Source organism: Candidatus Clostridium radicumherbarum (assembly GCF_045310525.1).
GTDB lineage: Bacteria > Bacillota > Clostridia > Clostridiales > Clostridiaceae > Clostridium_AT > Clostridium_AT radicumherbarum.
Genome location: NZ_JBJHZY010000001.1, coordinates 598,948 through 612,184, shown reverse-complemented (window position 1 = coordinate 612,184; position 13,237 = coordinate 598,948). Strand labels below are relative to the sequence as shown.

Below are 13,237 nucleotides of genomic sequence, written 5' to 3'. Positions count from 1 at the left end.
TTCTCCCTCTTTATCTGTTAATTTTTAATGACGCACTAATTATATTATCTAATAGGCTTTTAAAATCCATATTTACTGCCTTAGCACTCTTAGGCAATAGGCTATTTTTTGTCATTCCAGGCAAAGTGTTAATTTCAAGTACATAGGGTTTGTTATTTTCAATTATCATATCTATTCTACCATATATATCACATTTAAATAAGTTCCAGCACTTAATGCAGATTTCCATAACCGACTTTTCAAGTGAAGCTTCTAGTTCTACTATAATTTCATCCGAGCCCTTGTCAGCATATTTTGATTTATAGTCAAAGAATTCAGAAGAAGGCTTAATTTCTATAATTGGAAGCAGTTTACCTTCTAGAATACAGCAGGTTATTTCTTTCCCGCTAACGTACTTTTCAATCATTACCTCATCATCAAAATCAAAGGCACTTAGTACTGCATCAATTATCCCTTCACTTTGCTTTACAATATTTGTTCCAATACTAGATCCACCATTTACAGGCTTTACTACTAAGGGGTATCCAAGTTTCTCTAAAACCTTGTAATTTATTTCATCATGTTTTCTAATTGTTACCCAAGGAGCTGTATTAATGTCCTCTGACCGCATTAATCTTTTAGAAATATCCTTATCCATGCTTAGGCTGCTGGCCAATATTCCCGAACCGGAATATGGTATATTAAGTCCTTCCAAGATAGCCTGCGCACTGCCATCTTCTCCGAATTTCCCATGTAAGGCAAGAAATGCAAAATCTATTTTTTCCTCTAGTGTTTTCTCAATTAATTCTTTTTTACTATTTATTAATATTGGAACTGCCTCATATTTATCTTTATCCAGATTCTCAAATATTTCCTTACCTGTTAGCAGAGAAATATCCCTTTCAGAAGACGTACCACCCATAATAACTCCAACTCTCATTTTTATACCTCCTTTATCGGTACACTGAGCAATTAATCTCTCTCGTTCCCACTCGATAATTGCTCGTAAATGTCCATTTAGGACATTTACCTCCTTATATACATTTCTGGCTTACTTATATAGTAAAACCATATGAATATAAAAAAAAGAACCACAGCCTCATAACTTTTATGGTACTGTGGTATCATTCTCTGAACTCTCTTCTAAAGCCTGAGCTTTAACTGCAAAAGCATCTCCAAAGACATTTAGCCAACCTGAAATTAAATTTAGATTCGTAGCTTCTAATTTTAATTCATCATTGCTTATTTCTATAATGTTTTCCTGAGCCTCAAGTTCTGCTGCATACAGAGAAGTAGAATCGCCAAGTAATATAATCCAATTTGAGATTTTATTTAATTCTGTTGCTTCTTCATCTAATTGCTTTTTCCTTTCTACATTTTGCTCTAATTTCTGTTCTGCCGCCATTCTTGCGGCTAATACTGCCAATCCTTCACCTATAAATGAAAGCTCAGCACCCAAAATATTTAATTTATCAGCAACTTCAAGCTCCATAAAATCACCTCTATGATATAATATTCCGCTATTTATTAATTGGACATAGTAATGTGAAATAAAATTACATGAAATAAGCTAATTTCAAGGTCTAACAGAAACTCTTCAGAGTTTGTATTATATTAATTCACTTAATCAGCTTCATTAATATTATCCATTATATATATAGTTAAAATATTTAGCATTGATGAATAAAAAGCTGAAAAATAAAGCTAATTTAATATAACAAGTATAAATAAGGTTGACATATGTGTACATTATTGCTATATATAGTATATCACATTTATATAGTAATAAATATATTGTATAGTATATATACTATTTAACGTTTATTAATAAGATTACAGGGGGATACGAAATGTCAGTAAAAGTTGCCATTAACGGTTTTGGGAGAATTGGGAGAGCCGTGCTTAGAATCTCTCAGCAGAATTTATACGAGGATATAGATATAGTTGCTATAAATGCACGAGGAGACAGCAAAACCTTAGCCCATCTTTTTAAATATGATTCATGTTATGGTACATTTAAGGGAGAAGTAGAAACTACAGAAGATTCAATTATAATTAATGGAAAAAGTATTAAGGTATATAGAGAAAGTAAGCCTGAAAACTTACCTTGGGGGGCTCTTGATATAGATATAGTTGTAGAATCTACAGGAGTTTTTAAGGATAAGAAAAGTCTAATGAAGCATATAACTGCAGGAGCAAAAAAAGTTATATTGACTGCTCCTGCAAAGGATGATGATATAACAATAGTAATGGGAGTAAACGAAGAAAAACTAGATATAAATAAACACGTTATAATATCTAATGCCTCATGTACAACAAATTGCTTAGCACCCTTTGCCAAGGTCTTAGATGAGAATTTTGGAATTATAAGAGGCCTTATGACAACTATTCACTCTTATACTAATGACCAGCAGCTATTGGATAAAAACCATAAGGATTTAAGAAGGGCTAGAGCCGCTGCAGAATCCATAATTCCTACCTCTACAGGTGCTGCTAAAGCCATTAGCAAAGTCATTCCAAGTCTTAGTGGAAAATTAAATGGATTTTCAGTGAGAATCCCTACCCCAACAGTGTCCCTTACAGATTTAGTATGTGAGGTTTCTAGAAAAGTATCAGCAGAGGAAGTTAATAATGCCTTAAAAGAAGCATCTAATGGAGCTATGAAAGGAATACTTGGCTATTCTGAAGAGCCGCTTGTATCCATTGATTACAAAGGAGACGAACGTTCTTCAATAATAGATGGGCTTTCAACTATGGTTATGGATGGAAATATGATAAAGGTTGTCTCCTGGTATGATAATGAATGGGGCTATTCCTGCAGGACGGTGGATCTTGTAAATTATACAGCAGATCAGATGAAAAATAATTACCTTCCTAATTTAAGCCTAGCAATTTAAAAAGTAAAGAATGCTTATCCACCAAGATAGGCATTCTTTACTTTTTCATCCATCAAAAGTTCTTTTGCATTTCCTTCTATTTCAATTTCTCCATTTCGTATTATATAAGCTCTATGTGCAGCTTGAAGTGCCATAGCAGCATTTTGTTCTACAAGTAGAACCGTAGTGCCTTCTTTATTTATTTCATTAATTATGCTGAATATTTCCTTTACTATAATAGGAGCAAGTCCCATAGAAGGTTCATCCAGTAAAAGTAACTTAGGTTTTGACATTAAGGCTCTTCCTATTGCAAGCATCTGTTGTTCACCGCCAGATAAGGTACCAGCTAGCTGATCTTTTCTTTCTAAAAGTCTTGGAAATAAGGAAAATACCTTTTGAAAATCCTGCTTTATCTTAAGTTTGTCGGTTCTAGAGTATGCTCCCATTTCAAGATTTTCCATAACACTCATAGAAGAGAAAATCCTTCTGCCTTCAGGTACATGAGAGATGCCAAGCTTAACAATATCAGCAGCCTGCATATTATTTATTTCTTTGCCATTAAAAGTAATCTTTCCGGTTTTGGGTTTTTCTATACCCGAAATGGCCTTTAAGGTTGTACTTTTTCCTGCCCCATTTGCGCCAATTAAGGTTACAACCTCTCCTTCTTTAATATTAAGACTTATATTTTTAAGTGCATGAATGGCGCCGTAAAACACGTTTACATTTGTAATTTCTAACATCTTTATGCCTCCCCCAAATAAGCTTTAATAACTTTGCCATTTTTCTGAATTTCTTCAGGACTTCCACTTGCTATTAAACTTCCGTAATCAAATACAAATATTCTTTCACATATACCCATAACAAGAGACATATCATGTTCAATAAGAATTATAGTTAAATCAAAGGTTTTCCTAATCCAGATAATTAATTCAGTCAATTCTTTTGTTTCCTTAGTATTCATACCTGCTGCAGGCTCATCTAATAGAAGAAGCTTAGGCTTAGCTGCTAATGCCCTGGCAATTTCAACCCTTCTTTGATCCCCATAGGAAAGATTTTTTGCAAGTTCATCCTTCATATCTAATAAATTAAACTTTTCAAGAAGTTTAAGGGCTTTTCCCTTTACATCTTCTTCTTCCTTATAAAAATAAGGAAGTCTAAAAAGTGCAGTGCTAATCCCATATTTTAAACCATGATGAAAACCTAGTAATACATTATCAAGCACGGTCATATTTTTAAATAGCCTAATGTTCTGAAAAGTTCTTGATATACCATAACTCGTAATTTTGTATGGTTTCAAATCCTTGGCCCTAACGGTTTTGTTTAATTCATATACAATCTCTCCAATGCTTGGTGAATATATGCCTGTTAGCAAATTAAAGAAAGTAGTTTTACCAGCACCATTTGGCCCAATTAAGCCCACAATTTCACCTTTTTCAATATTTAAACTTACATCAGCAACAGCTTTAATTCCTCCGAAGGATTTAGATAAGTTATTTACTTTCAGCACTGACATTGAATTTAACCCCCTTTTTAAATAGCTTAAATTCATGTTTTCCTAAAAGGCCCTGAGGTCTATAAACCATTATAATAAAGAGTATTAAAGAATATACTACCATTCTTAGCTCAGGTATATTTTGAAGAAATATAGAAATTATAGATAATGCCACTGCCCCAACAATTGACCCCCCAATGCTTCCTAGACCTCCGAATACTACAATTACAAGAATATCTATGGATTTCATAAAGCCAAAAGAATCAGGCTTTATAAAATAAAAATAATTTGCATAGAGGGCTCCAGCAATTCCTGCAAAAGCTGCTCCTATTGCAAAAGTCAAAACTTTATAATAAGTTGCATTTACTCCAATAGCTTCTGCAGCTATTTCATCTTCACTAATTGCAATGCAAGCTCTGCCGTGATAAGACTTAATAAAGTTTGTAATAAGTATAACAGTTCCCACAGTAAGGAAAAATATCCATGTCCAATTAGTAAGCTGAGGTATATCGTTAAAACCAGTAGCCCCTCCAATATAATCTATATTTAATGCTATTATTCTAACAATTTCTCCAAAACCAAGTGTTGCAATGGCAAGATAATCTCCTTTTAGCCTAAGAGTTGGAATTCCAATAAGTATTCCTGCCAGGGCCGCTGCAAGGGCTGAGAATATTATTCCTGTAACAAATGGAAAACCAAATTTTGCAGTTACAACGGCAGATACGTAAGCTCCAATGGACATAAATGCTGCATGTCCTAGTGAAAACTGACCTGTAATACCAGTAATGAGGTTTAAACTGACTGCTAAAATAATATTAATACAAATAATAACAATATTAAGCATTAGATATGAATCAATAGTTCCATTATTTATAAATAGTTGAACTAAAATGTAGCTAATTAATATTATTAAAAAAATTATAATATTGCTTTTCTTTAACTGCTTCATCAATAGCAACTTCCCCCTTATTTTCTTATTCCTTACTTAATAAACAATGTACTTTAAACTTACACTTTTTCTTGTACATTTTTCCCCAATAGACCATTAGGCTTTATTAATAAAATTAATATTAATATAGTAAATGCAACTGCATCTTTAAATATGGATCCACCATAGGCGCTTACCATTGTTTCAGTCATTCCCAAAAAGAATCCACCAAATACTGCCCCTGGGATAATGCCTATTCCTCCTATTACCGCAGCAATAAAAGCTTTTAATCCAGGTACAATACCCATAAGTGGATTAATGGAATTATAGTAGACACCAACAAGGACTCCTGCTGCACCTGCTAGTGCAGAGCCAATAGCAAAGGTGTAAGATATAGTCTTATTAACATTTACCCCCATAAGTTCAGCCGCCACACTGTCTAGGGAAACAGCTCTCATGGCTTTGCCAGTTTTAGTTTTATGAACAAAATATTGAAGAAAAAGCATTAGAAAAACAGTAATTATAATAATGTATAAATTTTTCATATCCATAATTACATTTCCCTGAAAGAATGTAATTTTATTTTCAGCTAGCACATTAGGAAAGGTTCTAGTGTCGGGCTTAACAAAATACATCATTGCATATTCCAAAAACAGAGATACACTAATTGCAGTAATTAATGCAGCTATTCTGGTAGATTTTCTTATAGGTTTGTATGCAACCTTTTCTATTAGTACTCCTAATATACTGCAGACTGCCATTGAAATTATTAAAGCTGGAATAAACCCTAAATGAAAAAATGTAGTTGCTGCAAAACCAACATAGGCACCCACCATATAAATATCTCCATGAGCAAAGTTTATTAAATTAATTATTCCGTATACCATAGTATAGCCAAGTGCAATTAATGCATATATGCTTCCAAGTGATATTCCATTAATTAATTGTTGAAATAACTGTTCCATTTAACCACTCCTTTCAAAAGGTCATGCATTCAAAGGTGCAATACCTCTGAATGCATTTATTTCATTCTATGGGTTTAGTTTCTTTAAGAATGTTGGTTCTCCGTTTTTCATTTGTATAACTGTTACTGATTTTACTGGGTTATGATTCTTATCCATTGAGAAGGTTCCTGTAACCCCTTTAAAATCTTTAGTAGCAGCTAAAGCATCTTTTAATTTTAAAGGATCAACTGCTCCTGCCCTTTTTAAGGCATCTGCAAAGAAGTATCCTAGATCATATCCCAGTGCATTAAAAGCATCTGGCTCCTTGCCATATTTCTTTTTAAATGCATCTATAAACTTAACTACGTTTTGAGAATTATCCTTAGATGAATAATGGCTTGTATAATATACATTGTTTAAAGCATCTTTTCCTGCTAGTTCCGTAAGTTTTGGTGACTCGTAACCGTCTCCGCCAAGAATTGGTACATTTAATCCAAGCTCCCTAGCCTGTCTAACAATAAGTCCTACTTCTTCATAATAGCCTGGAACAAAAAGTACTTCTGGATTTTGTCCCTTGATTTTAGTAAGTACTGCCTTAAAATCAGTATCCTTTGCCTGATAAGCTTCTTCATCAACCACAGATCCACCTAGCTTACTGTAGTTTTCCTTGAAGTTCTTAGCGAGGCCCTTGCTATAGTCACTTGTAGTATCTATTAGCATTGCTGCTTTTTTTACTTTTAAGTCGTTATAGGCAAAGTTTGACATCATTACTCCTTGGAAGGAATCACTAAAACTAGTTTTAAATACAAAATCCCTTACCTTTCCATTGCTATCAACAGTAACATCATCTGCTGTTGCTGAGCCTGAAATTATAGGAACTTTATTTTGCATAGCTGCTGGCGAAGCTGCCTTAGTATTGCCTGATGTTGCGGCTCCTAAAATAGCAACTACTTTATCTCTTGTCGCTAGTCTGGTAGCAACATTTGCAGATTCAGTGTTATCAGATTTATTATCTACCTTTACTTCTTCTAATTGTTTTCCAAGCACTCCGCCATTATTGTTGATCTCTTCAAATGCCATTTCTATACCTGCAGTCAAGCTTTGACCATAGGTTGCCACATTACCGGAAAGTTCATAATCTAAACCCACTTTAATCTTGTCCGATTTTGCGGCTGTAGCAGCTGGAGAACAGCCAGATAGAATGCTTAGAGAAAGCATTGAAACTATTAATAAAGACAATTTTTTATTCACAATTAACACCCCTTATAGATAATTCATAATATAAAATTGATTTACTTATAATACCATCTTCATCCTGATCTACAATAATTCCCAACTAAACCGCCCCCTTTTTTAGTAATATTATAAGAAAACGCCTCTATATGTATAGTTATACATATAGAGGCGTAGTTCGCGATGCCACTCTAATTTATAATTATCTCACGATAATTAACTCATTAGGTTCTAAAGAATTTTGATATAAAAACTCTTTTTTAAACCCTAGCCTTTTAACGTAGCTTTACGTTATGACTTACTTAATTCAGTCATAGAACTCCGAAGTGATGGCTTACTATATTATCAATGCTGACTCTCAGCTCCTTCAGCTCTCTGTAATTGATTTTCAAATAGTTCGCTCTTCATCATAGTTTTATAATATTAAATTTCAAAAATTTATTTCCTTGTGTTATTGATAAATAATATATCATGGCAAAAATATAATGTCAATACATTTCTGCAAGTTTTTAAATTTAAAATTTCAATAGATATATTTTTAAAACTCTTTTTATAATTTATCATTTCCTATAATCAATGTATATTCAAGTTCTATAGCCAATATACTAAATTTAAATTTCATTTACTATTGTAAACATTTTCATAGATTATTGTGCAAATTGATTTTTTATAGTTCGGGAATTGCAAATTTTCCTTCATGTCTATTTTTTTAACGGCTATGTTCCTGCAGTTTTAATGTTTGCTATAAATTTAGCATAATTATATTTGCGCAATATACTTTTCTACTGATAAGGCAGCTATTGTTCCGTCTGAAACCGCAGTAGTAATTTGTCTAAATTGCTTTTCTCTTACATCACCCGCTGCAAATACTCCCTTTATATTAGTTTGCATATTTTCATCTGTAATTATATAACCCTTTGGTGTAAGGTTTAAAATACCTTTAAACAGTATGGTTTTAGGAGTAGTTCCAACATAGCCGAAAATTCCACTAAGTTCTAATTTTTTTATTTCACCTGTAATGGTGTTTTTAATAATTGCTTTATTTACAAATTGTTCGCCTTCAACATTTACTAAATCCCAGTTATACAAAACATCAATTTTAGGATTATTTAAAACTTCATCTATGGTAGCTTTTTCACCATTGAAGTAATCATGTCTTCTTATCATTACAACCTTAGAAGCAAACTTTGTAAGAAACAACGCTTCCTCAAGTGCGGAGTTGCCTCCACCTACAACTCCTACTACAGTTCCCTCATACATAGCACCATCACATACAGCACAATAATGTATTCCTCTGCTTGAAAACTTCTCTTCATTAGGAATAGGAATTTTCTTTGGCGCTGCACCAGTAGAAATAATAACGGCTTTAGGTCTATAAATAATTTTCTTTGTTTCAACAAGTTTTTCATTATCATTAAAGTCAACCTTTATAATCTTGCTAAAGGCATCTATTTTAGCTCCTAAATCTTTCGCCTGTTCTATCATTAAATCTGATAACTCTGCACCTGATATAGACTTATAGCCAGGATAATTTTCAATGGTATAGCTGTTTCTCACCTGTCCACCCAATACCTCATCTTCTAGTAGTATCATATTCATATTTGCTCTTGCAGAGTAAATTGAAGCTGCAAGTCCAGCTGGACCGCCTCCTATTATAAGTAAATCCAAATCTTTTATTTCTTTATTCACTTTAATCTCTCCCTATTTTATAATAATATATTATACTTTAATATTTTATAATTATGTGATAAGATAAATATACCCCTCATAGGTATAAAAAACAATATGAATTTAATGTAATTTTGTTCATTTTTATTAATATATTTTTTTAAAACAGGAGTAGAATTAAATTAATATAAGGAGATACTATATATGACTAATATTTCATTAGCTTTGGCTTTTTCTGCTGGACTTGCGTCCTTTCTATCACCCTGCGTTTTACCTCTAGTTCCAGCATACATAAGTTATATTACAGATTCTGCCTCTCAGGAACAAACTTCTGAAAAATCAAAATTATACGTACTTTATAGGGCCCTTGCTTTTGTAGTTGGCTTTTCAGTAATTTTTATTATTATGGGCGCCTCAATTACTTCCCTAGGAAAAATCTTTATAAAAAATCAACTGGTATTTAAAAAAATTGCTGGTCTATTAGTATTTATTTTTGGAATACATATGACAGGTATTTTTAAAATTAAATTTTTTTATTATGAGAAAAAATTTTTATCCTTAAAAAGTACCAATAGCGCTTTAGGTGCTGTTTTTATGGGCATGGCCTTTGCAGCTGGCTGGACTCCATGTGTTGGTCCAATTTTGTCCTCTATTTTATTATACGCCGGTAGTCTTGAAACTATAAATAAAGGAGTTTTACTGCTTTCAGTTTACTCCTTGGGCCTTGGTGTGCCATTTATCTTAACTGCATTAGCCATTAAGAGCCTATGGATTAAACTCAAGGGACTAAATAAATACCTGTGGCTAATTTCTGTGTTTAGTGGAATACTAATGATAATTATGGGGATTTTAATTTTTACTAATAAGATGGGTTTATTAAGTCAATATTTTAATTTTATTAATTTTTAATAATTAAATTTAAAGTAATTTTAATTTTATTAATAAGAATATTTGGAGGCATGAATATGAAAAAATGGATAATAGCTTTAAGCGCAGTTATTGTAATAGGAGGAGCTGTCTATACCCTTTATAACTATAATAAGACCAATCTAAGCAATACAAATAAAGAAAGTCAAGTATTAAATAAAAGCAATAGCAGCACTGATAATAACTCATTAGCTGCATCAACTTCCACAAAATTTAATATAGGCATTTCAAGGCAGAAGGCAGCGGATTTTAAGCTAAAAGATTTAAGTGGAAAAGAGGTTTCCTTAAGTGATTTCAAAGGTAAAAGGGTTTTTCTAAATTTCTTTGCAACTTGGTGTCCACCTTGTAAAGCTGAAATGCCAGAAATGGAGAAGCTGTACGAAGAAACAAAAGATAGTGATTTAGTCATTTTAGCTGTTGATCTTGAAGAATCTACAGAAACAGTCAGAAGCTTTGTAAATAATAACAAATATAATTTCAAAGTTCTATTGGATAGTAATAGTACGGCAGCAGAAAAATATCAAATTTCATCAATTCCAACTTCATATTTTATTGATAAGGATGGTAATATTGTAGATAAGCATATTGGCAGTATGACTATACAAGATATGAAAAACTACATAGACAAATTAAAATAAGGGACTAAAATAAATTTAAAGGAAGGCATTATCACTATCGCCTTCCTTTATGTTTTATATTCCTAAATACTTATCAATACTCTCTTGATCAAATCCAATAACTATGTTCCCGTCAATATCAATAACAGGTACTCCACGCTGTCCAGATTTATTTATCATTTCCATTGCAGCTGTAGAATCTTTAGTTACATCCTTTTCAGAAAATGATATTTCTTGAGCTTTTAGGTAATCCTTTACCTTATGACACCATGGTCAAGAAGGTGTTGTGTAAACTGTAACATTCATATATTCTCCTCCTCATAAATAGATTTTATATAAGGTCTAAAATTATACTGATATAACTTTTATTATTTTTTCCAAAAGCTTCTGCAAATATTTTTATTATTTTGTTCTATTTTTATTAGTTTATACCTTTACCATTAACTAATAAATGCATAAATTTACAGTATATTTTCTCTTAGAACTATTGACTAATATATTAATATATAATAATATACTAATATACTTAAGTATTGTTATCAAGACTATACCTTTTGTAATAATTGTAGTGTTCAAAATAAGGAATAGGAGGAAGTAAAATGAATAACATAATAACTGTATTAGCAGTTCTCTTACTAATTTACATGCTTTATCCCAAAATAGTTATTAAATTTAATAAAAAAGTTAAAAATATTTCTGGTAAAGATGCAGAAAATCTCATTAAAGAAAACAAAGAGCTTATTATTCTGGATGTTAGAAGCAAAGGTGAGTATAACTCTGGGCATATTAATGGGTCCAAGCTTATGCCTGTTTCTGAGATTGCATCAAGAATAGGTGAACTTGAAAAGTTTCGTGGAAAGCCAATTTTGGTACACTGCGCTTCTGGCGGTAGAAGTCCAAAGGCTGTTAATATTTTACTTAAAAATAAATTTGCTCCCATTTATCATATGAACCATGGACTAATTGGTTTTACTGGAAAGCTAAAGTAAAAATGTATGCTGCATTTTCATATGTCCCCTGTGTTAAAAAGTTTAACTATTTTAGCTTTCTAACACAGGGGTAGCAAATGAAATTTGCAGCATTTTTGGACCATAATTATTAATTAAAATCTCCCAATCTAAATGACACTTTCTGCCTTAGATGCTACACTTCCTAAATGCCTCAATTCTCTAAATAAGAATAACGCAGTTACTAAAGAGGCAATGAAATCAGCGCTTGGGCCAGCCATCCAAACCCCGGTTAAATTTAAAAATTTCGGTAGTATTAAAAGCAGCGGCAGTAACACTATTACCTGCCTAGATAAACTTAAGAAGATAGAAATCTTTGCTTTTCCAACTGCTTGAAAATAATTTGAGCTTACAATTTGAAAACCAATTATAGGCAGCATGGCTAAGAAAATCCTAATACCTTTTGATCCTATATTTATTAACTCAGCATCAGCATTACTAAATGCATTAATAATTGCCTTTGGAAACAGTTGAACCACTGCAAATCCGAAAATACATATAGCTGAAGCTGCTAATATAGCTAGTTTAAGAGCCTTCCTAACCCTTTCAAAATTCTTGGCACCATGGTTGTATCCAATAATAGGCTGAGATCCCTGATTAATCCCGAAAATAGGCATAAGTATAAGCATAGCAACACTGTTTATTATTCCCATTGCAGCTATAGCCTTGTCTCCTCCAAAAACAGCAAGATCATTGTTAAGTACTATGTTAATTACACTTGCAGCTACCTGCATAAGAAATGGGGATAATCCAATGGAGAAAATTTGATCTACTATATGCAAATTTAACTTCATATTTTCCTTCTTAAGCTTTAAACTGCTTTTTTTGCCAAGAAAATATGATAGCACCCATATAGAACACACTGATTGAGATACAATAGTTGCCGCTGCTGAACCCTTTATTCCAAAATGCAATACGAATATGAATAATGGATTAAAAATTGTATTTAAAATAGAGCCCATTAGCATTGTAATCATTGCTATTTTAGGGTTTCCTTCTGAACGAATTAAATTATTTAAGCCAAAGCCAACATTTTGCAGAACTACTCCAATTAAAATAATAGTAGTAAAATCCTTTGCAAGAGGCAGAACCTCTTCACTGGCTCCTAGAAACCTTAGAATAGGATCTAGGAAAATAAGTCCGAGAACAGAAACTAATAGTGATGAGATTATTATTAATGTAAAGGCATTTCCTAAAATATGTTCAGCCTCTTTCTTATTTTGCTGTCCAAGTTTTATAGAAACGGTGGCTGCAGCCCCAATTCCTATTAGCATACCAAAAGCCATTATAATATTCATGATAGGAAAGGCAATAGTAATTGCAGTAATAGCAAGTTCACTAACACCTTTACCTACAAATATTCTATCTATAATATTATAAAGTCCATTAACCAGCATCCCCACAATAGCTGGTAAAGAAAATTTCCATAATAATTTTCCAACACTTTCTTCTCCTAATTGTTTTGTACGATCCATAAAGCTTGCCCCTCCACTTACCTTTTTACTAACATGAATATTATTATATATTATTTAATGGTAAAGACCAATATTAAATTGTATAATTTCA

Annotated in this window: 14 protein-coding genes and 1 other annotated feature; of the genes, 4 read left to right on the top strand and 10 right to left on the bottom strand. The window is 32.3% G+C overall.

Translation table 11 applies throughout. The features are described 5' to 3' along the window. Positions 1-10 precede the first annotated feature (10 nt). Together ACJDUH_RS02965 and ACJDUH_RS02960 are read right to left on the bottom strand one after the other, a co-directional pair. Complete coding sequence (locus tag ACJDUH_RS02965) at positions 11-919, bottom strand: D-alanine--D-alanine ligase (RefSeq protein WP_406763661.1); 909 nt, start codon at positions 917-919, stop codon at positions 11-13. Between the two features lie 168 nt (positions 920-1,087). Continuing rightward, positions 1,088-1,471, bottom strand: coding sequence for a hypothetical protein (locus ACJDUH_RS02960; protein ID WP_406763660.1), 384 nt, complete (start codon positions 1,469-1,471; stop codon positions 1,088-1,090). Positions 1,472-1,829: 358 nt separating this feature from the next. Between ACJDUH_RS02960 and gap the strand changes: the two genes are divergently transcribed. Then, positions 1,830-2,876: a type I glyceraldehyde-3-phosphate dehydrogenase gene (gene gap, locus ACJDUH_RS02955; protein WP_406763659.1), complete on the top strand. Its 1,047-nt coding sequence runs from the start codon at positions 1,830-1,832 to the stop codon at positions 2,874-2,876. Between the two features lie 14 nt (positions 2,877-2,890). On the opposite strand, the gene ACJDUH_RS02950 is transcribed toward gap, so the two are convergent. The 6 genes from ACJDUH_RS02950 to trxB form a co-directional block, all read right to left on the bottom strand. Further along, positions 2,891-3,595 carry an ABC transporter ATP-binding protein gene (locus ACJDUH_RS02950; protein ID WP_406763658.1) on the bottom strand — a complete coding sequence of 235 codons (705 nt, stop codon included), beginning with the start codon at positions 3,593-3,595 and terminating at the stop codon, positions 2,891-2,893. A gap of 2 nt (positions 3,596-3,597) precedes the next feature. Then, positions 3,598-4,368 (bottom strand): ABC transporter ATP-binding protein, encoded by a 771-nt coding sequence (locus tag ACJDUH_RS02945; protein ID WP_406763657.1) that lies wholly within the window; start codon positions 4,366-4,368, stop codon positions 3,598-3,600. Next, positions 4,346-5,296 carry a branched-chain amino acid ABC transporter permease gene (locus ACJDUH_RS02940; protein ID WP_406765005.1) on the bottom strand — a complete coding sequence of 317 codons (951 nt, stop codon included), beginning with the start codon at positions 5,294-5,296 and terminating at the stop codon, positions 4,346-4,348. The genes ACJDUH_RS02945 and ACJDUH_RS02940 overlap by 23 nt, the downstream gene beginning before the upstream one ends. A gap of 59 nt (positions 5,297-5,355) precedes the next feature. Continuing rightward, positions 5,356-6,240: a branched-chain amino acid ABC transporter permease gene (locus ACJDUH_RS02935; RefSeq protein ID WP_406763656.1), complete on the bottom strand. Its 885-nt coding sequence runs from the start codon at positions 6,238-6,240 to the stop codon at positions 5,356-5,358. 66 nt (positions 6,241-6,306) lie between these two features. Then, positions 6,307-7,470 carry an ABC transporter substrate-binding protein gene (locus tag ACJDUH_RS02930; RefSeq protein ID WP_406763655.1) on the bottom strand — a complete coding sequence of 388 codons (1,164 nt, stop codon included), beginning with the start codon at positions 7,468-7,470 and terminating at the stop codon, positions 6,307-6,309. A 146-nt stretch (positions 7,471-7,616) separates the two neighbouring features. Beyond that, positions 7,617-7,872, bottom strand: a binding site (T-box leader). A gap of 339 nt (positions 7,873-8,211) precedes the next feature. Next, on the bottom strand, positions 8,212-9,141 hold the full coding sequence (gene trxB, locus ACJDUH_RS02925) for a thioredoxin-disulfide reductase (RefSeq protein ID WP_406763654.1): 930 nt from the start codon (positions 9,139-9,141) through the stop codon (positions 8,212-8,214). Positions 9,142-9,324: 183 nt separating this feature from the next. On the opposite strand from trxB, the gene ACJDUH_RS02920 reads away from it, so the two are divergent. Further along, positions 9,325-10,029 carry a cytochrome c biogenesis CcdA family protein gene (locus ACJDUH_RS02920; protein ID WP_406763653.1) on the top strand — a complete coding sequence of 235 codons (705 nt, stop codon included), beginning with the start codon at positions 9,325-9,327 and terminating at the stop codon, positions 10,027-10,029. A 56-nt stretch (positions 10,030-10,085) separates the two neighbouring features. Continuing rightward, positions 10,086-10,685, top strand: a complete 600-nt coding sequence (locus tag ACJDUH_RS02915; protein ID WP_406763652.1) for a TlpA family protein disulfide reductase — start codon at positions 10,086-10,088, stop codon at positions 10,683-10,685. Positions 10,686-10,739: 54 nt separating this feature from the next. On the opposite strand, the gene ACJDUH_RS02910 is transcribed toward ACJDUH_RS02915, so the two are convergent. Continuing rightward, positions 10,740-10,970, bottom strand: a complete 231-nt coding sequence (locus tag ACJDUH_RS02910) for a glutaredoxin family protein (RefSeq protein ID WP_479723044.1) — start codon at positions 10,968-10,970, stop codon at positions 10,740-10,742. A 293-nt stretch (positions 10,971-11,263) separates the two neighbouring features. Here ACJDUH_RS02910 and ACJDUH_RS02905 point away from each other — a divergent pair, with 293 nt between their 5' ends. Beyond that, positions 11,264-11,653, top strand: coding sequence for a rhodanese-like domain-containing protein (locus ACJDUH_RS02905; RefSeq protein ID WP_406763651.1), 390 nt, complete (start codon positions 11,264-11,266; stop codon positions 11,651-11,653). A 128-nt stretch (positions 11,654-11,781) separates the two neighbouring features. Here ACJDUH_RS02905 and ACJDUH_RS02900 read toward each other — a convergent pair whose 3' ends face one another. Then, entirely contained in the window at positions 11,782-13,146 is a 1,365-nt protein-coding gene (locus ACJDUH_RS02900) for an MATE family efflux transporter (protein WP_406763650.1), read from the bottom strand. Positions 13,147-13,237 lie beyond the last annotated feature (91 nt).

Bases quoted from the DNA above. Each gene is read 5' to 3' on its own strand.
- ACJDUH_RS02965 (WP_406763661.1), bottom strand. From the start codon at position 919: ATGAGAGTTGGAGTTATTATGGGTGGTACGTCTTCTGAAAGGGATATT.
- ACJDUH_RS02960 (WP_406763660.1), bottom strand. From the start codon at position 1,471: ATGGAGCTTGAAGTTGCTGATAAATTAAATATTTTGGGTGCTGAGCTT.
- gap (WP_406763659.1), top strand. From the start codon at position 1,830: ATGTCAGTAAAAGTTGCCATTAACGGTTTTGGGAGAATTGGGAGAGCC.
- ACJDUH_RS02950 (WP_406763658.1), bottom strand. From the start codon at position 3,595: ATGTTAGAAATTACAAATGTAAACGTGTTTTACGGCGCCATTCATGCA.
- ACJDUH_RS02945 (WP_406763657.1), bottom strand. From the start codon at position 4,368: ATGTCAGTGCTGAAAGTAAATAACTTATCTAAATCCTTCGGAGGAATT.
- ACJDUH_RS02940 (WP_406765005.1), bottom strand. From the start codon at position 5,296: ATGAAGCAGTTAAAGAAAAGCAATATTATAATTTTTTTAATAATATTA.
- ACJDUH_RS02935 (WP_406763656.1), bottom strand. From the start codon at position 6,240: ATGGAACAGTTATTTCAACAATTAATTAATGGAATATCACTTGGAAGC.
- ACJDUH_RS02920 (WP_406763653.1), top strand. From the start codon at position 9,325: ATGACTAATATTTCATTAGCTTTGGCTTTTTCTGCTGGACTTGCGTCC.
- ACJDUH_RS02915 (WP_406763652.1), top strand. From the start codon at position 10,086: ATGAAAAAATGGATAATAGCTTTAAGCGCAGTTATTGTAATAGGAGGA.
- ACJDUH_RS02905 (WP_406763651.1), top strand. From the start codon at position 11,264: ATGAATAACATAATAACTGTATTAGCAGTTCTCTTACTAATTTACATG.
- ACJDUH_RS02900 (WP_406763650.1), bottom strand. From the start codon at position 13,146: ATGGATCGTACAAAACAATTAGGAGAAGAAAGTGTTGGAAAATTATTA.